General features: G+C 36.5%; 15 protein-coding genes. 6 read left to right on the plus strand and 9 right to left on the minus strand.

Going from position 1 to position 24,558, the window contains the following annotated elements:
• Window positions 1-16: 16 nt before the first annotated feature.
• The gene (locus AAZR93_RS08605; protein ID WP_434719549.1) at window positions 17-6,100 is read right to left on the minus strand and encodes a TcdA/TcdB pore-forming domain-containing protein; all 6,084 of its coding nucleotides are present in this window, start codon (window positions 6,098-6,100) and stop codon (window positions 17-19) included.
• A 294-nt stretch (window positions 6,101-6,394) separates the two neighbouring features.
• Between AAZR93_RS08605 and AAZR93_RS08610 the strand changes: the two genes are divergently transcribed.
• Window positions 6,395-7,231, plus strand: a complete 837-nt coding sequence (locus AAZR93_RS08610) for a filamentous hemagglutinin N-terminal domain-containing protein (RefSeq protein ID WP_434719654.1) — start codon at window positions 6,395-6,397, stop codon at window positions 7,229-7,231.
• Between the two features lie 65 nt (window positions 7,232-7,296).
• On the opposite strand, the gene AAZR93_RS08615 is transcribed toward AAZR93_RS08610, so the two are convergent.
• From AAZR93_RS08615 to mazG, 4 genes are all read right to left on the minus strand, one after another.
• Window positions 7,297-8,682 (minus strand): DASS family sodium-coupled anion symporter, encoded by a 1,386-nt coding sequence (locus AAZR93_RS08615; protein ID WP_294104876.1) that lies wholly within the window; start codon window positions 8,680-8,682, stop codon window positions 7,297-7,299.
• A gap of 549 nt (window positions 8,683-9,231) precedes the next feature.
• The gene (eno, locus tag AAZR93_RS08620) at window positions 9,232-10,533 is read right to left on the minus strand and encodes a phosphopyruvate hydratase (RefSeq protein ID WP_434719550.1); all 1,302 of its coding nucleotides are present in this window, start codon (window positions 10,531-10,533) and stop codon (window positions 9,232-9,234) included.
• 65 nt (window positions 10,534-10,598) lie between these two features.
• Window positions 10,599-12,236 (minus strand): glutamine hydrolyzing CTP synthase, encoded by a 1,638-nt coding sequence (gene pyrG, locus AAZR93_RS08625; protein ID WP_294104881.1) that lies wholly within the window; start codon window positions 12,234-12,236, stop codon window positions 10,599-10,601.
• 378 nt (window positions 12,237-12,614) lie between these two features.
• Window positions 12,615-13,409 carry a nucleoside triphosphate pyrophosphohydrolase gene (gene mazG / locus AAZR93_RS08630; RefSeq protein WP_434719551.1) on the minus strand — a complete coding sequence of 265 codons (795 nt, stop codon included), beginning with the start codon at window positions 13,407-13,409 and terminating at the stop codon, window positions 12,615-12,617.
• A gap of 212 nt (window positions 13,410-13,621) precedes the next feature.
• Here mazG and AAZR93_RS08635 point away from each other — a divergent pair, with 212 nt between their 5' ends.
• Together AAZR93_RS08635 and AAZR93_RS08640 are read left to right on the plus strand one after the other, a co-directional pair.
• Window positions 13,622-14,548 (plus strand): Rpn family recombination-promoting nuclease/putative transposase, encoded by a 927-nt coding sequence (locus AAZR93_RS08635; protein WP_434719552.1) that lies wholly within the window; start codon window positions 13,622-13,624, stop codon window positions 14,546-14,548.
• A gap of 157 nt (window positions 14,549-14,705) precedes the next feature.
• Window positions 14,706-14,888 carry a hypothetical protein gene (locus AAZR93_RS08640; RefSeq protein WP_294104887.1) on the plus strand — a complete coding sequence of 61 codons (183 nt, stop codon included), beginning with the start codon at window positions 14,706-14,708 and terminating at the stop codon, window positions 14,886-14,888.
• Between the two features lie 349 nt (window positions 14,889-15,237).
• On the opposite strand, the gene relA is transcribed toward AAZR93_RS08640, so the two are convergent.
• From relA to dgt, 3 genes are all read right to left on the minus strand, one after another.
• Window positions 15,238-17,469, minus strand: a complete 2,232-nt coding sequence (gene relA, locus AAZR93_RS08645; protein WP_294104889.1) for a GTP diphosphokinase — start codon at window positions 17,467-17,469, stop codon at window positions 15,238-15,240.
• 16 nt (window positions 17,470-17,485) lie between these two features.
• Complete coding sequence (gene rlmD, locus AAZR93_RS08650; RefSeq protein ID WP_434719553.1) at window positions 17,486-18,817, minus strand: 23S rRNA (uracil(1939)-C(5))-methyltransferase RlmD; 1,332 nt, start codon at window positions 18,815-18,817, stop codon at window positions 17,486-17,488.
• Window positions 18,818-19,004: 187 nt separating this feature from the next.
• Window positions 19,005-20,528 (minus strand): dGTPase, encoded by a 1,524-nt coding sequence (gene dgt / locus AAZR93_RS08655; protein WP_434719554.1) that lies wholly within the window; start codon window positions 20,526-20,528, stop codon window positions 19,005-19,007.
• Between the two features lie 244 nt (window positions 20,529-20,772).
• Here dgt and mtnN point away from each other — a divergent pair, with 244 nt between their 5' ends.
• Both mtnN and btuF read left to right on the plus strand, forming a co-directional pair.
• The gene (mtnN, locus tag AAZR93_RS08660) at window positions 20,773-21,465 is read left to right on the plus strand and encodes a 5'-methylthioadenosine/S-adenosylhomocysteine nucleosidase (RefSeq protein ID WP_434719555.1); all 693 of its coding nucleotides are present in this window, start codon (window positions 20,773-20,775) and stop codon (window positions 21,463-21,465) included.
• Window positions 21,466-21,549: 84 nt separating this feature from the next.
• Window positions 21,550-22,374, plus strand: coding sequence for a vitamin B12 ABC transporter substrate-binding protein BtuF (gene btuF / locus AAZR93_RS08665; RefSeq protein ID WP_434719556.1), 825 nt, complete (start codon window positions 21,550-21,552; stop codon window positions 22,372-22,374).
• A 201-nt stretch (window positions 22,375-22,575) separates the two neighbouring features.
• On the opposite strand, the gene erpA is transcribed toward btuF, so the two are convergent.
• Window positions 22,576-22,920, minus strand: a complete 345-nt coding sequence (gene erpA, locus AAZR93_RS08670) for an iron-sulfur cluster insertion protein ErpA (RefSeq protein ID WP_294104899.1) — start codon at window positions 22,918-22,920, stop codon at window positions 22,576-22,578.
• A 280-nt stretch (window positions 22,921-23,200) separates the two neighbouring features.
• On the opposite strand from erpA, the gene hemL reads away from it, so the two are divergent.
• Entirely contained in the window at window positions 23,201-24,490 is a 1,290-nt protein-coding gene (gene hemL, locus AAZR93_RS08675) for a glutamate-1-semialdehyde 2,1-aminomutase (RefSeq protein WP_294104901.1), read from the plus strand.
• Window positions 24,491-24,558 lie beyond the last annotated feature (68 nt).

A 24,558-nucleotide genomic window follows, 5' to 3' on the forward strand; every position in this document is an offset into this window, starting at 1 on the left:
TTATAGATTAATATACTTACATTCCTCTACCAAAAAGATGATTTGAAAGATTAGTTGTTCTACTTAATAGCTCTGTTGTTTTAAAACCACTAACCATCCCGATATCTTTATCCGCTCCTATAGACGATGTAGATTCAATCAAAGTAGAGGTAGTAACATCTTCATTACTATAATAAGTCTGCAATGTCATAAGGGGCCCACGTTCTTGATATACTTCTATTAATTTATCAAGTCTGACGCTTTCTTCTTCATTAGGTAAGATTATATTTAAATGTTGGTGCTGCTTTGCCTGAGGGCCAAATACTTGCCGAAAAATTAATTTTGTCTGATACTTCACATCAAAAAAAACTAGATCATCTTTATTTCGATCAACTACAACTTGATTCAGATCTTTTATTATCAATACAAGGTCATCCGTCTTCATATCGATAGCATTATTATCAATAATAATTGTTTCACTTTCTTTCCACATTGACTCACTAATAATGTAGGTATCATGCCCCTCTTTACCATTAAAAATAATTTTTCGAATACCACTACTTTTATACATAGTTAAAAAGTTATCAACATTGCTACCCGATTTAATAAAAACTGAGCTTTTTTCATCAAGACTATTTTTATTAACTGAGCTATTAATAACATGGATAATCACATCATCATTTGAGGTTTTTAAAATTAAATTTTCACCACTCCTTTTTATATCTTTAATTTTAAATTCAGAATATAGCTGACTAGGACTGTTAATTAGCTCTGGATATATCAAAGCACCTTCATTTGAAAATGCTTGGTTAACAATGATAGAATTTATTTTTTTTTGTGAATATAATTTTCCATTCTCGCTATCAAAAATAAATATCGACTCCTTTAAACGATCATAACCTAAAAAAGTTAATTTTTTACTCGAAGAAAATTCAGTAGAAACAAAAAGTCCCTCATTTACATACCAAGCATAAAGGGAGTAATCATTATTTTTATCCGTTAATCCAAAAATTGAAATAATAGTATCATTATCAACACGAACCATTAGTTCATTAAACCACATACTGTATTTTTTTAACCACAACTCATTTACTGCTATGATACTCGGCAGCCCAGTAGTTGACATATGATATATACCTCCATCTTTGGTTATTGCGATGCAATTGCCCTCCCAGTTAATAGCATTAATCACATTTTTAAGATCAATTGCTTGCGCAATAGGCCCACTGTCATCTTGAAGCTCTAAAGGTAAACCTTTTTGCCAATAAACAGTATGATCACTAGAATTATAAAAATAAAAAACCTCTTCTCCTTCATCATTATATTGACTATTAATATAAATTAAATCCTCATATACATCACTATGCGATACTTTTTTACTCTCTTGATTAGCTAATTTATATGAAATATCTTTTTTTATATTGGCCTTTATTACTACACAATCCTTTATCCGTAACCAAACTCGTATATTTTCATTACTATTTAATTTCCCAAAAAGCATAATGGTATCAGATAGTTTTACTTCTTTATTTTTTAACCGTTTACCTTTAACATCATAATTAAATGCCATTTTAGGATATAAAAGAGACAACATCTCATTTTTATTCATCTCATTCTTAAATATATCAACTTGTTCCGAATCAAAATAAGATGAAATCTTCCCCCTAGTAGATACACTCACTAGGTTAAGTGTATTATTACTATATTGATACACACTTTTAATTTCATGACTATCTTCTTTTGAAATGCAGCTCATATAAATATAATTGTTCATTTTCCATATCTTAATATCTTTAATTTTTTCTCCAAAATCATTGTCAAAACAGTACTTGACCAATGTTTTATTTGAATCGATATCAATAATAAAAAAAACTGACTCATCTGGTAAGCTAATGTATGCATGACCATCCGCGACTAGCGATAATACCGCATTTGCCCCCGATGCATAGCCTAGTTCAATATAAAACATTTTACTCTTTTCAACATCGTAAAAGGCTCTACCTATATCAATCCCATTATGCTGATAATTATCTACCGTAATATATTTCTCATATAATCGATGATTTTTAGATAACATATTTAAATGTTTATCAACCGATTCTTGATTTCCTGTCCAGTTACTAGCATCTTCTTTAATAATTTTTACCATTTTATGGTCTAATTCTACAAAACTAGTTTCATTATTCTTACCAACAATCATAATCGAGCCGATATTTTCAGGAGATATTAGATTAATAGTTACGCCCCCAACTTTTATTTTACCTGAATAAAATTCAACATCATTATTTGGCAATGAATTTACATTAATAATCCAATTAGATTTCTTATTATTAAATTCATGACTTAACAATGTTAATTCCACACCCTCATTAAGATAAATTTGATAGTTACTATTATATCCTTCTATTTTATAATTTAATAACCCATGCCATTCTTTAGGTATCGTCGGGATAATTAAATGCCTTTCATTATCATCTAATATAATATCAATTTTTGTTTTAATATATTCTTGCTTAATACTAGATATGATATACTCAGATGGAAATGTATAATAATCAAAATCAAATTTTTCACTTTCCTCTATTCTTCTCAAAATATTAAATCCTAAATCATTTCTGCTAGTTGAACCCGGTAGCATACTATGCTCATAATTAATATAAGATCGTGGTGTATTCGGTAAAATAATAGCCTTGGATTTATTATAATTTACATAATGCGTATTTTCTGTATATCCCATTTCTTCGCGAACATTTAATGAATCTTCTCTGTCATGATTTATCACATTCGCATATGACGGCCAAAAAAAATAATTCCGCTCCCCCCCACCTTCTTCATGTTCTCCTGAACGATATATATACTGGCTACCAAAGACCATACGGCTATTTTTAAAATCAATTAGCTCTATTATCCCCCCTTGCCGAGCCACTAAAAATTCGCTATCCGAAATATAATCAAATCCATTCCCTTGATAAGCTTTATCCAATAAATAAAAATATCTCCCTACAGCCTTAGCATCTTCCGTAATCGTTGCAAAATTTGCAGCAAGTGAAGCAAACCCTATAGCTAAACCACCGAATATCACCCCACCGCCACCACAGAATGCTGCAACGCCAGTTGCACCAGCGGCACCAGCCGACATGGATGCGATACCAAACGTCAGTGATGCAGAATCAAATGCTAGTTGTGTTCCAAAAATAGTTTTTTGAGGCTCTGTTTCAGCCTGCGTCAATTCATAAATATCTAACCCGACTAATGTGCCATTAAAAATAAGTCCAATTCCTTCATTTGCAGTCCGAGCTACACTGGAAGTAAAGGTATTCATACTACTTTTAAGTGTACTGGCATCGTCCTGCCATAATAATTTAACGGCATTACTCACTTTAAACATATCATTTATAGCACCATGCGACATCATAGTGAAACCAACGTAACTATGTATTTTTAATGCAATACCTAAATTAGATTCAGCTCCCAGTGAAGAACCTCGATTTTTATTATTAGCCCATTGAATTAATGTTTGAATCTCAATTCCCATATTTAAACCATCTGCAGCTTCAACATCATCTATACTATCTTCTCGTATAAACCTATCTTTAGATAAAGTATTATGATTTTTTATTTTATCTATTTGTTGACTAAAATAATGAGAAAATTCCAGAAATGTACTATCTGATGTTTCTATCCAGCGAGGCTCCACAGTTTTATCCTGATGCAAAAATTGTATTAGATAATCACCTTCTGCTAATTTTTTAATATTAGAGAAATTAATTAACCATTTATTATCAAGATGATTTTCATCCGCAAGTCGCTTCACTGCATCATCAATTCTTTCTCCCCACTGTTTTGCATCAATAACTTGTAATGATGCTTGTAATTGTAGATCATGATAGATAGCATTTTTTTGTTCAGCAACTAAACTCACTTTTGCTCTTCGTTCACTTATTTCATTTAATTTATTTGCATCATGTAAATCATCAACAATCAAACCAGAACCTATAGGAACATCTGCCATTTTATCTATATCAATAGTAATTAATTCAAACTTGGGATCTTTTTCATTCCCCATAGCATTATAAAATGCCGCCATTTTCTTTTTTAACATATACTCTTTAATTCCACTAAATAACTTAGCTTCATCATTAAATCCAAATATCCCAAAGTTTGGATCATAAAAATAATATATAGCTCCCTCCGAATTCACAATTTTCCCTAACAACATGGCATGCTTTGTCGTATTAAGAGAATACATCTGTGTTGTATTAGACTCTGAAATTTTATGCTGAATTTCAGTCAAATTTAATATACCATTTGAAATAGATGCTTGATTCGCTAACACATTAGAATGTAAAGTAATTAAACTTGTTTTTAATCGTTTAGAACTTTCTTCATCAGGTAAAGATATTGCATAATATAGCTTATCAATTAAATGATCTGCCCCTGTTTTCCCTTCTTTAGCTAGCGCCACTGCCATAGCTCTAACTAATGGATAACAACGACCACCACTATTGTCCTTTACTGACAGTAGATAGAAATCCTGCGGAATAAGTCGTATATTGTCACAACCTGAATGATGAAAAAACTCTTTTATTTTTTCACCTTTTATTAAAATTAGTGCAATATATTCTTTCTCAAACTCAATTTCAATATAACGACTTAAAGCCCCTCTCTGCTCTATTGTTAACTCGCAATTTAAGTATACTTTTTTTAATTCAAGTGATGGTAAATTTTCCAGTGAAATAGGGAGCCTGATCTTACTATAATTATTATAACCATAAAAAAAATGACTATTATCACGATTCACATCATCCATAAGCAAAAATTTAAATCTCTGCTCTACTGAAGAGTCAAACTCCTCACCTTTGCCTAATTCAACTGATTCATCATAATTATGATCTATAACTGAGCTACTTCCTTCCATATTTTTTATTTTTAACCAAAGCCAATTTCTTTCAAGTATCAAGACTTCAGATAATAATTTATTATATTTTACTTTAAAATAGTCACACTTAGTCTCAATCAAAAAAATATCATTTTTTAATTTTTTATATCTATCTATTTGAGAACCAGATTCAAATTCAAGCTCACTCAACTCAATTTTTATTTTATTTATTTCAACAAAATAAGCGCTAGTTTTAAAGTTTATTACATCCTTTACTTCCTGAACTAACTTAGACCACGTTCTTGTTTTCATATTATATAATGAAAACTCTCCAGGGTTATATTCTATATCATATATATTTTCAGTATTAACGCCAAGTTCTTTAGCTGCGTCAATTAACTCTTGATGTTTCATATCACGTTCTATTTTAAATTTATTTACATTCTCTATCTGATCTCGTATTAAAGGAAATTGAACTAAAAGTGAAGTTGTATTATCTCTTAAATGAACTTTTGGTACACCGCTAATAACTTCATACTTTTGTTTTTGCAATACTAATTGCCAGGTTTCATTTTCATATTGCATATATGCCATCCCAATACCTACATCAGCACCTTTAATTTGATAATCCTTATAATCTACAGCCATCACTACATTATCATAGAGTAGCGAACTATTAACTCTCTCATCATGATAAACCCGATATGTTGTTTCATTTAATTCTGTAACAACTACTGAAGAGCTAGAAAGTGTACCTGTAAATAAGAACTTCGTTTTAGATGGATGCTTTGGTATATCAATATATGCAGGTGATTTATTTGACTGACTAGTCTCGCTATACCCTAGAAAATAAGCTTCAACCATCATAGATGCGTCTTTCTTTGAAGCATTGATTACGAACTCTATTTCATAGGAATAACTGCTAATTTTAACAAATTGAATATCTACTATAGAAGATTTTTTTATTTTATTAGTGATACAATCTAAGCTAATTGCATTTTTAATCACAAACTCTGATGAGTTAGATTTGAATGACTTAATATCCAAACTGGCAAGCCTATTTTTTAATCTTACACCACTAATCATGCCTGACTTTAATTCCTTATCATTAATTGCTTGTAAAATAAAACTATATTTTTTCATATTTGAAAATTTATTTTCATTTTTAATTATTAAAAATGAATTAAAATATGAATCATAAAACATTTCCTTGCTTTCATTTTCATTTATCACATTAAGCATATTAATTCCCTTTTATTATAGATAAAGATCATTTTAACGACTAAACAGATTGTAATTGAAAACAATGAAATTTTTATGTAAATAATAAAATAACATAAATCATTACACCTATATTATTTTTTGATACAAGAATAAAAATAAAAAATGAGTTATGGTTTATGACTTCAATTAGGATTATTATTACAAGGAGATGTAATAAATAATGAATCTTTTTTTATCTATCTAGCAACTACTTTTCTGTCTTGCTTTAATTTCCCGGTCTTTGCTCAACCTGATGTAGCCAAAGCGAAAGTCATTAATATTGAAGCCCCCCTTAAAAATGATATTTCATTCAATTCATTCGATAGTTTATCATCTAATGAGCATGGACTTATTTTTAATAATGATATCAGTGATAATATTAATTTTACTGATAAAGCAGCAAAATTAATATTAGCCGAAGTGACAGGAACTGAAGAAAGTAAAATTCAAGGAATACTAGGTATTAAAGGACAAGCTGCTAATCTTATTATAGCCAACCCTAATGGAATTTCATGGGTTGATGGAACCGTAAGCAATATCAATAGTCTTTCTCTTATCGCAGGTAGTATGGATAAGCAATATATAAAAAATAAAGACAAACAGTTAGAAGCTAAACCATTAGAAGACTATAGCCAGTTAAAATTTTCAGTTAGCCCAACAAGTCAAATCAGTATTAGTCAGCAGCAAGCGCAGCCAATTCAACTATCTAAACTAAATGTATTTGCTGATCGAATTAAATTACAAAATGCGATAAATATTACCTCTGCCATACAAAACTATTTGAGTACATCGGGAAGTGCTTCCATTTCACCAAGAGAAGGTATTATTCGTTCAGGTTCTAAATTTAAAACAAGTATTCCCTATAGCGAAGGTAGTCAATTAGAATTAAGCGAGAATGCAAAGCTACTCGGACGCTTGATTTCATTTGAAAGTCATCAATATCAATGTAAAGATAGCTTTTTATGTCCGCAAAATAACATTGATATAAAAGGGCTTATTCAAACCATGAATTTTTCATTACGCGGAGATGCTGATTTTTCAGTAGCTAGTTCAGGAAAAATTCAAATAGGGAAAAACCAGCAAGTACTCATTGCAAAACCCGTACAGTAATACAAACGGCCTCATAAATTATGAGGCCGTTATATACTAAAGATACAATACTAAATTAGTGTCTACTAGAGCCAGAAGAACCATGCAAATAGTGAGATAACAATGATACAGGCAACATTTAATACCGCACCGACTCGTACCATCTCAATTTGCCTTATATAACCAGACCCAAAAACAATTGCATTTGGTGGTGTCGCTACAGGCAACATAAAGGCACAAGAAGCACCAATACCAATGATCATTGTCAATACGATTACAGGCATACCTAATGCTTCTGCAACTGTTGCAAAAATAGGTACCAATAATGCCGCACTTGCCGTATTACTTGTAAATTCAGTTAATATAATAATGAAGGTCGTAACAGCTAAAATAATAATAAACCAGTGGCTCTCACCAAAAGTTAATTGCATCCAGTCGGCCATAATCTTACTGGCTCCTGAAGTACTTAAAATTGCACTCAAAGTTAAACCACCACCGAATAGCATTAATACGCCCCATTCAGTATTTTTTTGAATTTGAGACCAAGTCGCAACGCCTGTTATAGCGATTAAAATTGCCGCACTCATTGCAATAATTGTATCTAAATCTTTAATGCCACCGAGTGCTTCACTAATAAAAGTACTCGTAATCCAACAAACTACTGCTAATAAGAAGATAGTCATTGCTGTGATGCGTTTTCCATTCCATTCAACCTGTTCTAATTCTATTTCAAAACGGTGTTTAAGATTTGGGCGTAGCATCATATACATCAAAGCAAACATCATTGGTAACAACACTACCATGATTGGAATACCGTATTTCATCCATGATAGAAAATCTAAACCTAACGCCGCAGCCGCAATTGCATTTGGAGGGCTTCCAACAATAGTTCCTAAACCACCAATACTGGCACTATATGCCACTCCTAATAATACAAATACAAAAGTGTTTCGTTCATGGCGAACATCAAGGTTAGATAAAATACCAAGCACTAATGGCAACATCATTGCTGCCGTTGCAGTATTACTAATCCACATTGATAACAGTGCCGTTACGCCAAACAGCAGCAAAACAGCAACAGAAAGTCGTCCACGAGCAGCCATCAGTAATCGATTAGCAATCAATCTATCTAAGCCTTGAATATGCAAAGCGGTTGCCAATGCAAATCCACCGAAAAATAAGAAAATGATCGGATTTGCAAAAGATTTAAGCGCATCACCAGTATTCATTAGCCCTAAACCAACTGCTAAAATTGGAATACATAGAGCAGTTATCGTAACGTGAATCGCCTCAGTTAACCAAAGGACTCCCACAAAAACCATCATTGCCAAGCCTGCATTGGCTTTATCGTCAAAAGGTAAATATTTCAAAAGTAAAATTAATATTACTATATCAACAGCTAAGATAATCCATCCCCTTTTATTTGGTGGGGTAGGTCCTACTGCTGGTGTCAAAGATTCAGAAGCGTCCATATAAACTCCATAGCTCGGAAGCAAATTGATTTCGAGTTTTATTGTTAATATTTATTTACGAGAAGTGGAATATAGAGTTAATTGAATGGGTTTAAAATGTGGATAACTTAGAAATGCGATCTATACCGTATAATTTAGTTGTATTTGTCATTAATTCCAAAAAACCTACCTGTTAGATCGTAAAATTCGAAGCATTAAATAGCGAAAATCACTATAAGACAGATATATTCAGCTTTAAACACAATCTACTATTTTGGGTTTTAACTTACTGATTTAATGAAAAACAATAAAATTACATTACTTAATCAGCTAATTTAATTGATATTAGTTAACTTGAGTAACTTAAAAATTTTTAATTAAATTAAGCTCAGGATAAAAATATAACACTAATAAAATAGTGTAAAAATAATAGCAAACAATAAAATTGAACAAGTATTGTATCGAACATAAACAAAATAAAGCTTTGATAGCTGAGTCAGTTTTATTTTTGATAAAAAAGAGGGAAGCACTTAGCTTCCCTCTTTTAAAATCAACTAATTATAATCAAAATTATGCTTGGCCTTTAACTTCTTTTAGGCCATTGAATGGTGCATTTTTACCTAGAGCTTCTTCAATACGAATCAATTGGTTGTATTTAGCAACACGGTCAGAACGGCTCATAGAACCTGTTTTGATTTGGCCTGCCGCAGTACCCACTGCTAAATCAGCAATAGTTGCATCTTCAGTTTCGCCTGAACGGTGAGAGATAACCGCCGTGTAGCCAGCATCTTTCGCCATTTTAATTGCAGCCAAAGTCTCAGTCAGTGTACCGATTTGGTTGAACTTAATCAGGATTGAGTTAGCAATACCTTTATCAATACCTTCTTTCAAAATCTTGGTGTTAGTAACGAATAAATCGTCACCAACTAATTGAATTTTATCGCCAAGAACTTTAGTTTGGTATGCAAAACCGTCCCAGTCAGATTCGTCCAGACCATCTTCGATAGAAACGATTGGATATTGCTTAGTCAACTCTTCTAAATAATGAGTGAATTCTTGTGAAGTGAAAGTTTTACCTTCACCTTTCAGCTCATAGTTACCTGTTTCTTTGTTATAAAACTCAGAAGCTGCACAGTCCATAGCCAGAGTCACATCTTTACCTAGAACGTAACCTGCTTGTTCAACAGCAACTTTAATCGCAGCAAGTGCAGCAGCGTTTGATTCTAAGTTAGGTGCATAACCACCTTCATCACCAACAGCGGTGCCCATACCTTTAGATTTGAGCACTTTCGCTAAATGATGGAAAATTTCAGAACCCATACGAATCGCTTCTTTCAGCGTTGGTGCACCGACAGGCTGGATCATGAATTCTTGGATATCAACGTTGTTATCTGCGTGCTCACCACCATTGATGATGTTCATCATTGGCAAAGGCATTGAATATTGACCATGAGTACCATTCAGGTCAGAAATATGCTCATACAGAGGCATACCTTTTGCCGCAGCTGCCGCTTTAGCATTTGCTAAAGAAACCGCTAAAATTGCATTTGCACCAAATTTAGATTTGTTTTCAGTGCCATCAAGGTCAATCATGATTTTATCAATGTTGGCTTGATCTTTTGCATCTTTACCGAGCAGTGCTTGAGCTAATGGGCCATTTACTGCACCAACTGCTTTAAGAACACCTTTACCTAAATAACGTGCTTTATCGCCGTCACGTAGTTCTAGAGCTTCACGAGAACCCGTAGATGCGCCTGAAGGAGCAGCAGCTAAACCAACAAAACCACCTTCTAAATGAACTTCAGCTTCTACAGTTGGGTTGCCACGAGAGTCAATGATTTCACGACCGATCACTTTAACAATTTTAGACATTAGGTTTTCCTCAGTACAAGTTAAATTTTGGGAAGTTAACAACGATTTGCTGACTTCCCCATATCTTATTTCAACTCACCTTTCTGGTATTTTCCAGCGGCTTTAACAAAACCTGCAAACAACGGATGACCATCTCTTGGTGTAGAAGTGAACTCTGGATGGAACTGACAAGCCACGAACCATGGATGGTTTGGATTCTCAATAATTTCAACCAGCTTATTGTCTACTGAACGGCCCGCAACTTTAAGACCTGCATCTTCAATACGCTTCAGTAGCATATTATTCACTTCATAACGGTGGCGATGGCGCTCAGTGATAGTCTCTGAACCATACATTTCACGTACTAAGCTGCCATTCACTAAATGACAAACTTGACCACCAACACGCATTGTTCCACCAAGATCACTCTCTTCAGAACGAACTTCAACGTTGCCGTCTTCATCACGCCATTCTGTAATCAGCGCAACAACTGGGTATTTACAATCAGGCTTAAATTCTGTGGAGTTCGCATCTTTCATGTTGGCAACATTGCGCGAAAACTCAATCAGAGCAACCTGCATACCCAAACATATACCTAAATAAGGAATTTTATTCTCACGTGCATATTGTGCTGTCAGAATCTTACCTTCCACGCCGCGTTCACCGAATCCACCCGGAACTAGAATTGCATCTAGATTTTTGAGTAATTCCACACCACGTGTTTCAATATCTTGTGAATCAATCAGTTTAATATTAACCGTTAAACGATTTTTCAAACCCGCATGTTTTAGGGCTTCAATTACTGATTTATAAGCATCAGGTAATTCAACATATTTACCGACCATCCCAATGGTCACTTCACCAGCAGGATTAGCTTCTTCATAAATAACCTGTTCCCACTCAGAAAGGTTCGCTTCTGGGCAATCAAGATGGAAGCGTGTACAAATATATTCATCCAAACCTTGTGATTTTAACAAAGCTGGAATTTTATAAATGGAATCAACATCTTTAAGTGAGATAACCGCTTTTTCTGGCACATTACAGAACAGTGCAATTTTTGCACGTTCATTAGCAGGAATAACACGGTCTGAACGACAGATTAATACATCAGGTTGGATACCAATCGACAACAGTTCTTTCACTGAATGTTGAGTTGGTTTCGTTTTCACTTCACCCGCTGCCGCAAGATACGGCACTAAGGTCAAATGTATGTATAACGTGCGCTCACGACCAACTTCTGCCGCCATTTGACGAATAGCTTCAAGGAATGGCAGAGACTCAATATCACCCACTGTACCGCCGATTTCGACCAATACAACATCATGACCTTCACCACCACGGATGATGCGATCTTTGATTTCATTAGTAATATGAGGGATAACTTGGATCGTAGCGCCTAAATAATCACCACGGCGCTCTTTGCGCAATACTTCTGAATATACACGTCCGGTCGTAAAGTTATTACGACGTGTCATTTTAGTACGGATAAAACGCTCATAATGACCTAAATCTAAGTCAGTTTCAGCGCCGTCTTCTGTAACGAAAACTTCCCCGTGTTGAGTTGGGCTCATTGTACCTGGATCTACGTTGATGTAGGGATCCAATTTCATCATGGTTACATTGAGTCCACGGGCTTCGAGTATAGCCGCCAATGAGGCTGCGGCAATGCCTTTACCCAGAGAGGATACGACCCCGCCGGTCACAAAAATATAATTAGTTTTCATGCTGAACCTGAAAGTTTAGGTTTAAAAGATGATGGATATAACAGGACGGGAAAACAGTATACCCGAACCTTAAATTCGCTACAAATGTTCTAAGCACAATAAGGCCACTTTTCATCAATACTCTAATAATATCAGCAAGTTAAAATAGAAAATATATTTATGCTCGATAAATACACATCCAACACTATTTCTTAAGACTAACACACTTTAAAATCAAAAGCTAAATCCTTTCAGCTCTTTGTATACCTTAAAAAAGATGAATTTGAACTTATTTTGATCTGAAACACGGCTATCAGTTAGTCGCCCTAAATAGTTCATGCCAAAATTAAGATTAGCAAGCGCAGCCAACAACGCTGTAGTGCGAAATATGACGAGCCACTATTCTTGACGCTTAATAGAAACCCACAAAGCCTCCATCTCATCAAGTGTAGCACTTTCTGTTGATTTGCCACTTTCTGCTAAGCGTTCTTCGATTTGTCTAAAACGGTTCTCAAATTTCTGACAAGCTTTTTGCAGTGCCATTTCAGGTTTATGACCTAAATGACGAGAAAGATTAACTGTAGCAAACAATAAATCACCTAATTCTTCTTCAAGGCGTTGTTCATTGATAACCACTTGCGTCGCCTCTTCCATCACCTCTTCAAGTTCTTCATGTACTTTGCCAACAACTGGACCTAAGGTATCCCAATCAAAACCCACGGATGCGCAACGTTTTTGAATTTTATAAGCTTTCATTAACGCAGGTAATGCACTCGGAATATCATCCAGCACGGAAAATTGTTCTTTTTCTGCTCGCTCCTTCGCTTTACGCTTTTCCCAACCCGCGATAACTTCACTACTACTCAGCTGATTTTCGGCATCAAATATATGTGGATGGCGACGTTCTAGCTTGTCACTCACCGCTTGGCAAATATCGTCAAAATCAAACAAAGACTGCTCTTTAGCCATTTGAGCATAAAATACGACCTGAAATAACAAGTCTCCTAGCTCACCTTTTAAGTCACTAAAATCTTCGCGTTCAATTGCATCTAGCACTTCATAAGTTTCTTCTAACGTATAAGGTGCTATGGTTTTAAACGTTTGCACTTTATCCCACGGGCAGCCATCCTGTGGGTCACGCAACTTATTCATAATATTTAATAATCTTTCAATTTGTAGTTTTCCCTGACTCATTTTACTAACCTTTGTTTTGCTTAATTACATAAACCGCTATTTTTATATCAAATGAATAGCAAGTGGAATTTTATTTATTAAACCTTAAATTAACCATTTATTACAATAAGTTAATTATTCCAGTCATATGAAAATTTAGGACTAACTTTTCTATATCCAGACTAAAATTTCGCTAATATTTTAGTCATTAAACAGATGGAAAGGTTTCAAGTATGACAACGGATTACCATAACACACCCCATGACTCCGCATTTAAAGGCTTTATGTCTAAAGTGGGAAATGCGCGAGATTTTTTTGATATTCATTTACCTAAAAATATTAAACAATTATGTGATTTTAATACATTACAACTTACCAATTCATCGTTTATTGACCATAAGCTACGTTCTCGTTTATCGGATGTTCTGTATTCTATCGAGACTCATCATGGCGACGGTTATATTTATGTTCTTGTAGAGCACCAATCTGTACCAGATAAACTAATGACATGGCGTCTCATGCATTATGCCTTTCTTGCTATGAGCCAACATTTGCAACAAGGCCATAAAACATTGCCTTTTGTTGTTCCAATGTTGTTCTATAATGGGAAAATTACGCCTTACCCCTATTCACAAATGTGGACCCATTGTTTTCAATTTCCAGAATTAGCTAATGAACTTTATTTTAACCCTTTACCTTTGATTGATATTACTGTTATTGATGATAATGAACTACTGAAACACCGTAAGATAGCCGTGATGGAGCTTGCCATGAAACATAAAGATTTGCGGGATGATGTTAATCAGATAATCGCTAATCTAGCCCAAGCAATAAATCAAGACTATAATGATGAAGATGACATCGATAAAATATTCTATTACTGGTTTTATACAATTGATTCGCATAGCTTTACTCAAATTATAAAACAGCTAACAAATCAAATTCACAACCATCAAGGAACTATTATGAATATTGCACTACGTTTACAAGATCAGGGACGTAAAAAAGGACATAAGGAAGGGCATAAGGAAGGACATAAGGAAGGACGTGAATCAACCCAATTAGAAATTGCTGCTAAATTGTTAAAATCCGGTATCCCTCTTGAATTAATTATGGAAAGCACAAGCTTAAGCAAAGACCAAATACGCCAACTACAATAAAACCTTGTCTGCACAATAAAATAGAAACAATCTAAAAATTCATTTTAGTGACCCAGCAGTGCTCTATAGCTCGAAATATATCACTCACGAATATTCAAAATAGTTCGAGTTATGGCTAAACGGCAAAAAATAAAATTCATAACATCAAGGAACTATTATGAATATTGCACTACGTTTACAAGATCAGGGACGTAAAAAAGGACATAAGGAAGGGCATAAAGAAGGACGTGAATCAACCCAATTAGAAATTGCCGCTAAATTGTTAAAATCCGGTATTTCTCTTGAATTAATTATGGAAAGCACGAACTTAAGCAAAGACCAAATACGCCAACTACAATAAAACCTTGTCTGCACAATAAATAGAAACAATCTAAAAATTCATTTTAGTGGCCCAGCAGTCCTCTATAGCTCGAAATATACCACACACAAATATTCAAAATAGTTTGAGTTGTGGCTAGGCGGCAAAATGAGGTTATCTCGGGAAGCGCACAAAAGTATGTGACCCGAGTAACCGAGTGAAGCCAACAACGCCACAGCTCGAAATATACCACACACAAATCACAAATATTCAAAATAGTTTGAGTTGTGGCTAGGCGGCAAAATGAGGTTATCTCGGGAAGCATACAAAAGTATGTGACCCGAGTAACCGAGTGAAGCCAACAACGCCACAGCTCGAAATATGAAGAATATTATTGGGAATGGCGTTTCGCTTCAATAACATCTGGCAACTGATTCAGCTTAGTAAGAACCCGCGCCAATACCTGTAAATTATGAATTTCAATCGTCATATCGATAGTTGCTAGCTGCTGTTTTACATCACTGCGGCTGCTTACTCCCAATACATTCACTTTTTCATTAGCTAAAATAGTCGTGATATCACGCAATAACCCACTGCGGTCATTTGCGACGACCCTGACAACTAGAGAATAGCCACTTGAATAGTTCTCCCCCCAGACAGCGTCTATAACACGTTCAGGAGCATGACTTTGTAAGTCAGCTAATTGTTCACAATTAATACTATGAATAGAAATTCCACGCCCTTTCGTGATAAATCCTGCGATTTCATCACCGGGTATTGGTTGGCAGCAGCGAGCGATATGGTGCATCAAGTTACCGACACCCTCGACGACGACACGGCCGCTATCATGAGAAGGTGCACGTGGTACCGTTGATTTGCTTTCCAAGGTTTTCATTGCTGCACGGTCAGCTTCTTCAGCAGTCGTTTTATTAAACTTACCTTGTAAGAAATTCACCAGTTGATTAATACGAATATCACCACCGCCAATACCTGCTAACACTTCATCCAATGAATGAACGTTATAACGAGCTATCAGCAATTTCTCTGCATCTTTAATGCTAATTTCAAGCTGTGCTAATTCCCCATCTAAAATCTGGCGTCCTGCGAGGATGTTTTTATCTTTGTCTTGCTTACGGAACCAATTTTGAATTTTTGCTCGCCCACGACTGGTCGTGACATATCCAAGATTAGGATTAAGCCAATCACGACTAGGATTAGGATGTTTTTGGGTAATAATTTCTATCTGGTCACCCATCTGCAATTGATAGCTAAATGGAACAATACGCCCACCTATTTTTGCACCAATACAACGGTGTCCAACATCACTATGAATATGGTATGCAAAATCAAGTGGCGTTGAACCTGTTGGCAAATCAACCACATCACCTTTTGGCGTAAAGACATACACTCTATCATCAAATACTTGGCTGCGAACTTCATCCAACATTTCGCCAGAATCTGACATTTCTTCCTGCCACGCAATTAACTTACGCAACCATGCAATACGGTGTTCATAGCCACTATCTTTTCCAAGACCGGTTGCACCTTCTTTATATTTCCAGTGCGCCGCAACGCCCAGCTCAGCATCTTCATGCATCTGCCTAGTGCGTATTTGTATTTCAAGGGTTTTACCATTAGGGCCAAGAACCACGGTATGAATAGATTGATAACCATTTGGCTTTGGATTTGCGACATAATCATCAAATTCATCAGGAAGATGACGAAAATGAGTATGCACAATCCCTAAAGCGGCGTAGCAATCCTGTAGACGCTCAACCACAATACGCACGGCTCTAACATCGAATAACTCATCAAATGCCAATGCCTTTTTCTTCATTTTTCGCCAAATACTGTAAATATGCTTAGGACGGCCATAAATATCAGCCTGAATCTGCTCTTTAAGCATATATTTACGTAATGTACTGACAAAATTATCAATGTAATCTTCGCGGTCTATACGCCGTTCATGCAGTAATTTAGCTATTTTTTTGTATTCATCAGGGTGCAAATAACGGAAACAGAAATCTTCTAATTCCCATTTTAATTGGCCAATACCCAAACGATTTGCTAATGGTGCATAAATATTAGAACACTCTTTCGCTGCCAGTACGCGCTCTTCTTCGCTAGCATCTTTAACTTCACGTAAATGGGCAATTCGCTCAGCTAATTTGATAACAACGCAACGAAAATCTTCCACCATCGACAACAACATACGACGAATGTTATCAACTTGAACGGAACTAGTTTCACTCGATTGAGTCGCTTTAAGTTGGCGAATGGCGTCCATCTCCAGTACGCCTTTCACTAACTCATAAATGGATGACCCAAACTCATCAATGACGGCTTGATCATCTAGTTTTTTTTCATCAACTAAAGGAAATAGTAAGGCCGCTTGCAGACTTCCGATATCCATACTCAATGTGGATAAAATTTCGGTCATCTCGATGCCGCGCCATAGCAATAGAGGGCCTATTTCTTGTCCTGATAATTTATCATGACAATACTGCCAGGTATGGATGAGCTTTTCTTCTGATTGTTTATTATTTAATCCCAGACCGCTAACCCACTTTTCTGGGGCGAACTCACCTGCTGGGGTAAGATGTGCACTTCTTACTGCAACCATATTTTTTCCCTACCTGTTAACCCTCTGGGCTAAGAATAAATAGCGCCATTGACTCCAGATGGCTGGTGTGCGGAAACATGTCCAACATCCGCAAATGTAGCAACCGATACCCTGCCTCAAGCAATTGCTTGCTGTCTCTGGCTAATGTTGTTGGGTTACAAGAAACATAGACAATTTTTTCTGGCATCAGTTTAATTAAATGTTCCATTACGCCAGCAGCTCCTGCTCTGGCGGGATCAAGCAATACTTTATTAAACCCTTCGGCAGCCCAAGGTTGCGTATCAATTTGTGCTTCCAAGTTTTCATTATAGAACGCTGTATTATAAATAGAATTGCGCTTAGCGTTATTTGTTGCTCGTTCGACTAAATTTTCAACACCTTCAACGCCAACGACAAATTTAGCCAAGCGAGCCATCGGCAACGTAAAGTTACCCATTCCACAAAAAAGGTCTAATATTCTATCGTCACATTTTATATCTAACCACTCTATCGCTTGCTTCACCATATGCTGATTTATTTCAGCATTGACTTGGATAAAGTTAAGGGGATTAAACTGTAATACCTCGCCTGCGACTTGATATTCAGGTATCAACGTTGATGGTGTCAGCGACTGTAGTTTATCTTCATCACCCGCGAGCCAAATTGACACGTTATTTTGTTGTTCAAAATCCGCTAATAATTTTCTATCTGATATCTTAAAGGGAGCCAAATGTCTGATAAGTACTATTTTACTATTATCAGCATTAATGAGCTCTACATGCCCTAATTTAGGTGCAATGCTAAGTTGATTTAGACATTCAGATAAAGGTTGAATGAGCGCATCAAGCGCAGGATGCAAAACTGGGCAAGTTTTTATATCAACTAAGGTATTCGATTGTGTTTGACGGAATCCCATCACCAAATGTTTATTTTTTAGTTGATATTGTAATCCAAGACGAGCTCTGCGGCGGTAACCATATGCTTCACCACTGATAACAGGGATTGCTTCTAGGTTACTTCCCGTTTCTCTTGCCATTAAATGCTGTAGCGCTTTGGCTTTGCTTTCTCGCTGTAATGAGATATCTACATGTTGCTGCTGACAACCACCACACTGGTTAAAATAACGGCAATGAGGTTTAACTCTTTGCAAACTATGATTAAAACGTTTGATAACTTTTGCTTTAGCAAAATGACGTTTATCCTCGGTCAGTTCTACTTGAGCTTCTTCTCCAGGTAATAGTCCTGTTACAAAGATAGCTTTGCCTTCAACGCGGGCAACACCTTGCCCCGCGGCATCAAGACTATCAGCAATTACCGTTAATTGACGGCGCTGGGTGGTACGGCGATTCGGCGAGTAAAATTGGGCCATAATAGTCACTACGAGGTAATAAGTTGCAAAAAATAATATTATATTTTCTCAATTCTAAATTACAGCTAATTTATGCTGTCGCATTCGAATTAAGAATACAGCTGATCATAATAGCAGCTTTTTAAGCAAAATTATTTACCACTGATAAGTTTTTCTCGCTTAATGCTCTTTCAAAAATCAATTATGTCTAATTACTCACCATAAATTTACGATATTCTTCATAGGCATAGTGATCTGTCATGCCGCTAATATAGTCTTGAATTAATCTTGCTCGATAATAAAACTCTAGGATGGATTTATCTGATTCATTCGTTGCCGACACTTTTTCTAAAGCTTCAGCATAGGATAAACGATGTTTGTTTGACAATTTATGAAATAGACGTGTTTCAATAAAAAAATGTTTATGGAAATTATGTTCTACCAGCGAAGAAAATTCCGCTCTATCCATCATTAATAACGGGCTATAAACATCTAATAAGCCACTAATAATGCGATAACCTTGTAACTCCAGCTCTTCAACTTCATGATGGTTAAATACGTGTTTAAAAGCGACCGTTTTCAATACTTTTAATAACCGATGCTCAGGGCTTTTATCTTCCAATAATGCGCTATTAAAACGCCCATGATAAATTTCAGGGAGGTTTTGAATAAAACGCTGCGCACTGTAATAAGCTAATTTTCCTGTAATATTGACACGTAGATACATAAAAAATTGATCTTGCTGAATGCGCCTAGTATGGTTTTCACTAATATTATTATAAGCCCGCATGATGGTTTGCTCGAACAAATCACCTTGTTTGACCTCCCCCCACTCGGCTTTCAAATGATCAATTAACTGCTCTACAGTAAAAATACCTTTCTCAGCAGCATCATCCAAATCAGCTATACAATAAGAAATATCGTCAGCTGCTTCCATAATATAGGTCAAAGGAAAACGGCAATATTTCTCCATATCTAATTTTTTAGTCAGTTCACTCACAAAATCAGCTTCAGACCAGTAATAACCTGGCTTTTTCATCAAATAATCAAATTCGTCAGGGATAGGCTCAAGATCGTAGGCGCCTCGGGTATATTTCAAAATAGAACCAACCTGAGCGTAGGTTAAATTCAATTTCAATAGTCGATGAGCCATTCTCAGCCCTTGTGCATTTCCCTCAAATGAACAGAGATCTTGCTTTAATTGCCTGCGAAACAAATCTTGTTTTTTGTTTCCGGTTAATTGAAGTGCTTTGATTCGACAAGGGTCTGGTGTTTCTTCGGTAAAAATATAACTTGGTGCAAGTAAGGCGCTAAACCAACGTTGAATTGCCGCTTCGCCAAAATGTCCAAAAGGGGGATTACCAATATCATGCATCAGACATGACATTTCTACGAGGCTTTCAAAGGCATCACAACGTTCAGTTAATCCGTACTCTTCGAGTAATTTTTTCTTTTTTAAATCACTCAGTACAGTTTTACTAATGTACCGTCCTACTTGCTGAACCTCCAATGAATGGGTCAGTCGACTGCGCACAGCGGCATTTTGTTCTAGAGGAAAAACTTGGGTTTTTTGTTGTAAACGACGAATAGCAGCAGAATTAATAATTCGTCCGCGATCACTTTCAAATAAACGATTTACAGCGTCTTCATCATCAGCAGAAACTTTTTGACTGATAGCACTTTTGTAGTTGCGCTGAAAACTCAGTTTTTTTAAAAAGTTAATATCGTCCACATCTGCCCCTTATCTTTTTATTTATTAGTCTTCAAGCATTGGAAAAACAGCCCAAAATTTACGTTTCAATGTTACACTTTGTGTATCTTTTTAATATATATTCGCAAGCTCAATTCGTAGTAAAAATCTACAATACAAAGCATCGCGGATATTTTATCTCGTTCGTGTTATAGCACGATGGCGAACATTTACCCTAAATAATTTAAATTGCTGCTAAGCAAGGTAGATAGGGAAAGGAGAAATAATGAAAATCGGTATAATCGGTGCAATGGAGCAAGAAATAGCTATTCTTCGCTCTCAAATTGAAGATTGTCAAACACTCAGCCGTGCAGGTTGTGAAATTTATACGGGTAAAATTAATGGTGCAGATATTGCTTTACTAAAATCAGGTATTGGTAAAGTTGCAGCCGCGATTGGAACGACACTATTAATAGAACATTTTCAACCCGATGTAATTATTAATACGGGCTCTGCCGGCGGATTAGACTCACGTTTGAATGTAGGGGATATCGTTGTCTCGACTGAAGTACGCTACCACGATGCTGATGTCACCGCTTTTGGTTATGAACCTGGCCAAATGGCACAATGTCCTCCTGCCTTTGTTGCTGACCAAAAACTCATTGAAGTTGCTGAAAAATGTATTTCACAACTGTCGATGAATGCAGTTCGTGGTTTAGTCTGTAGTGGTGATGCTTTCATCAATGGCGCAGAGCCTTTAGCTCGCATCAAAGCCACTTTCCCACAAGTTGCAGCCGTTGAAATGGAAGCGACTGCTATCGGGCAAGTTTGCTATCAGTTTGCCGTACCTTTTGTCGTCGTTCGCGCAATTTCTGATGTTGCAGATAAAGAATCCCATACAAGTTTCGATGAATTTCTTCCTGTTGCTGCACGTCAGTCATCATTAATGATTAATGCCATACTGACTGAACTCGCTTAATATATTCAATATTAGCTTAATAGACTTAGCTATCTATTCACTAAGTCTATTAATTCAATATCATAATTAAACAAGATGATAGCGATGAAAAGAATCAACTTTATCCTACCAGCAGCAACTGCTTTATTATTTTTATTTTTTACTTCGTCAGCGCTTTGTGCGCCAAAACAACGTGTTATTAGCCTTTCACCCGCTAATACTGAGCTAGCCTATGCAGCAGGACTCGGTGATAGCTTAATCGCCGTTAGCGCTTATTCAGATTACCCAGAACAAGCCAAAAAATTAGAACAAGTTTCTGATTGGCAAGGTTTAAACGTCGAACGCATTATTACACTCAAGCCTGATTTACTGCTAGCTTGGCGAGGTGGTAACCCACAGCGGCCACTGGATCAGCTCGCCGCATTAGGTATTCCTATTGTCTATTTAGATCCACAAAGTATTGACGACGTGATTTTCGCTATCGATGAATTAGCACAATACAGCCCTAATCCTGAGCTAGCACAACAAAATATCACGAAAATGAAAGCTAATTTAGCTCAACTAAAACAGCAAAATACATCCAATAAGCAAGCTAAACGCGTGTTTATTCAGCTAGGAACACAACCACTTTTTAGTGCAGGCGATCACACCATTCAAAATGATGTCGTGACGTTTTGTGGTGGTGAAAATATTTTTGCAAATAGTGCAGTACAGTGGCCACAAGTAAGCAGAGAGCAAGTACTCACTCGTAAACCTGATGTGATTGTCATGACTGGAAATAAAACACAAGAAGATGCTGTCAAAGCATTTTGGCATTCACAATTAGATATACCGATTATTCGTTTAAATGAAGATTGGTTTCATCGCGCAGGACCACGCATTATCAATGCCACACAAGCATTATGTGAACAACTGAATCACCAAAAATAAATATTATTAGTTAGTTGATGTGTTGATGTGTTGATGTGTTAAAAAATTATCTAAATATAGCTTATTTTATAGTAGGTTATAATCCAAAATAGTTCGAGTTGTGGCTAGGCGACAAGCGAGGATATCTTGGGAAGCGTACATAAGTACGTGACCCGAGTATCCGAGAGAAGCCAACAACGCCACAGCTCGAAATGTGCCAAATTAAACGCTAAAGGAAGAACCGCATCCACAAGTCGATTTAGCATTTGGATTTGTGATAATAAAGCGCGAACCTTCTAAACCCTCGGTATAATCGACACTTCCGCCGACCAAATATTGTAGGCTCATAGGGTCAACAACAAGTGCCACACCTTGTTTTTCTATAGTCATATCACCGTCGTTAATTTGATCGTCGAAAGTGAAACCATATTGGAAACCACTGCAACCGCCACCGGTGATATAAACACGTAGGCGCAGATTCGGGTTGTTTTCATCAGACACAAGATCTTTAACTTTAATTGCTGCCGCGTCAGTAAACTGCAATGGTAAAGCTGCATCATTACTCATTTCTTACTCCAGACCGGTGACCGGTAAATACATGTGTAAGCTATATTCATTATACATCAAACCACAGCATTGTTGATTACACTTAACTGCGGCTGAATGTTTTAAAGCAGATAACCTACTCAGATCAATTAACCTAATTATCCTTCACATGATTAAATCGTTCAAGTGTTGTTATCGAATTCGCACATTCTACATAACTTGGGTTCAGTATTTGGTTTAATTGGTTCAGTGCTTTAGAATATGGAAAATATTTTTGTTTAGCTTTTTTAGGAGCCCTGCAATGCGCCATTCTGTCGAATTATATGAAGAAGCACAACGCTCTATCCCTGGTGGTGTTAACTCTCCAGTGCGCGCTTTTAACGGTGTTGGTGGTACCCCGGTATTTGTTGATCGCGCTGATGGCGCCTATATTTATGATGTCGATGGTAAAGCCTACGTCGATTACGTGGGTTCTTGGGGACCTATGGTGCTTGGTCATAACCATCCGGCTATACGCGATGCAGTGATTAAAGCTGTCCATAAAGGCTTGAGCTTTGGCGCACCCACAGCTGCCGAAGTCGAAATGGCTGAATTAGTCTGTAACTTAGTTCCCTCAATGGACATGGTTCGCATGGTGAACTCAGGTACAGAAGCCACCATGAGTGCTATCCGTCTTGCTCGCGGCTATACAGGGCGCGACAAAATTATCAAGTTTGAAGGCTGTTATCACGGTCATGCAGATTGCTTATTAGTAAAAGCGGGTTCTGGCGCACTGACGATGGGTGAACCAAACTCTCCAGGTGTTCCTGAGGATTTCGTTAAACATACATTGACCTGCACCTATAACGACCTTGCTACTGTTCGTCAGGCTTTTGAAAATTATCCAGAAGAAATCGCTTGTGTCATTGTAGAACCTGTCGCTGGTAATATGAACTGTGTACCACCAAATGCAGAGTTTTTACCCGGCCTTCGTGCCTTATGTGATGAATTCAATGCACTCTTAATCATTGATGAAGTTATGACGGGTTTCCGTGTCGCATTAGGCGGTGCACAAGACTATTACGATGTTCAACCTGATCTTACCTGCTTAGGTAAAATCATTGGTGGTGGAATGCCTGTTGGCGCATTTGGTGGTCGTCTTGACGTTATGGAAAAACTGGCACCTATTGGCCCGGTTTATCAAGCTGGTACATTATCAGGTAACCCTGTCGCGATGGCCGCAGGCCTTGCGTGCTTGAAGGAAGTATCTCAAGTTGGTGTTCATTCACGCCTCACCGAATTAACTGAAAAACTAGCTCGCGGGCTAATTCGCGTATCACAAGAGCAAGGCATTCCAATGGTGATCAACCATGTGGGTGGTATGTTTGGAATTTTCTTCACCGATGCAAAAAGCGTAACTTGCTATCAAGACGTGATGAAATGTGATGTTGAGCGCTTTAAAAAGTTCTTCCACTCAATGTTAGAACAAGGCATTTATTTAGCACCATCCGCATTTGAAGCTGGTTTTATGTCAATTGCTCACAGTGATGCAGATATTGAAAAAACCATTAAAGCCGCAGAAGTCGCGTTAGCAAAAATCAAAGCCGAATAGTTTTTTGCCCTTAAATGAAATAGGCGCTATCAAGCTCATGATAGCGCCTATTTTTTTATTTAAAAATT

Origin of the sequence: Providencia sp. Je.9.19 (genome assembly GCF_051129765.1) — a bacterium.
Lineage (GTDB): Bacteria > Pseudomonadota > Gammaproteobacteria > Enterobacterales > Enterobacteriaceae > Providencia.

Excerpts from the sequence above, each read along its gene's own strand:
- AAZR93_RS08605 (WP_434719549.1), bottom strand. The coding sequence starts at position 6,100 with ATGCTTAATGTGATAAATGAAAATGAAAGCAAGGAAATGTTTTATGAT.
- AAZR93_RS08615 (WP_294104876.1), bottom strand. The coding sequence starts at position 8,682 with ATGGACGCTTCTGAATCTTTGACACCAGCAGTAGGACCTACCCCACCA.
- eno (WP_434719550.1), bottom strand. The coding sequence starts at position 10,533 with ATGTCTAAAATTGTTAAAGTGATCGGTCGTGAAATCATTGACTCTCGT.
- pyrG (WP_294104881.1), bottom strand. The coding sequence starts at position 12,236 with ATGAAAACTAATTATATTTTTGTGACCGGCGGGGTCGTATCCTCTCTG.
- mazG (WP_434719551.1), bottom strand. The coding sequence starts at position 13,409 with ATGAGTCAGGGAAAACTACAAATTGAAAGATTATTAAATATTATGAAT.
- AAZR93_RS08635 (WP_434719552.1), top strand. The coding sequence starts at position 13,622 with ATGACAACGGATTACCATAACACACCCCATGACTCCGCATTTAAAGGC.
- AAZR93_RS08640 (WP_294104887.1), top strand. The coding sequence starts at position 14,706 with ATGAATATTGCACTACGTTTACAAGATCAGGGACGTAAAAAAGGACAT.
- relA (WP_294104889.1), bottom strand. The coding sequence starts at position 17,469 with ATGGTTGCAGTAAGAAGTGCACATCTTACCCCAGCAGGTGAGTTCGCC.
- rlmD (WP_434719553.1), bottom strand. The coding sequence starts at position 18,817 with ATGGCCCAATTTTACTCGCCGAATCGCCGTACCACCCAGCGCCGTCAA.
- mtnN (WP_434719555.1), top strand. The coding sequence starts at position 20,773 with ATGAAAATCGGTATAATCGGTGCAATGGAGCAAGAAATAGCTATTCTT.
- btuF (WP_434719556.1), top strand. The coding sequence starts at position 21,550 with ATGAAAAGAATCAACTTTATCCTACCAGCAGCAACTGCTTTATTATTT.
- erpA (WP_294104899.1), bottom strand. The coding sequence starts at position 22,920 with ATGAGTAATGATGCAGCTTTACCATTGCAGTTTACTGACGCGGCAGCA.
- hemL (WP_294104901.1), top strand. The coding sequence starts at position 23,201 with ATGCGCCATTCTGTCGAATTATATGAAGAAGCACAACGCTCTATCCCT.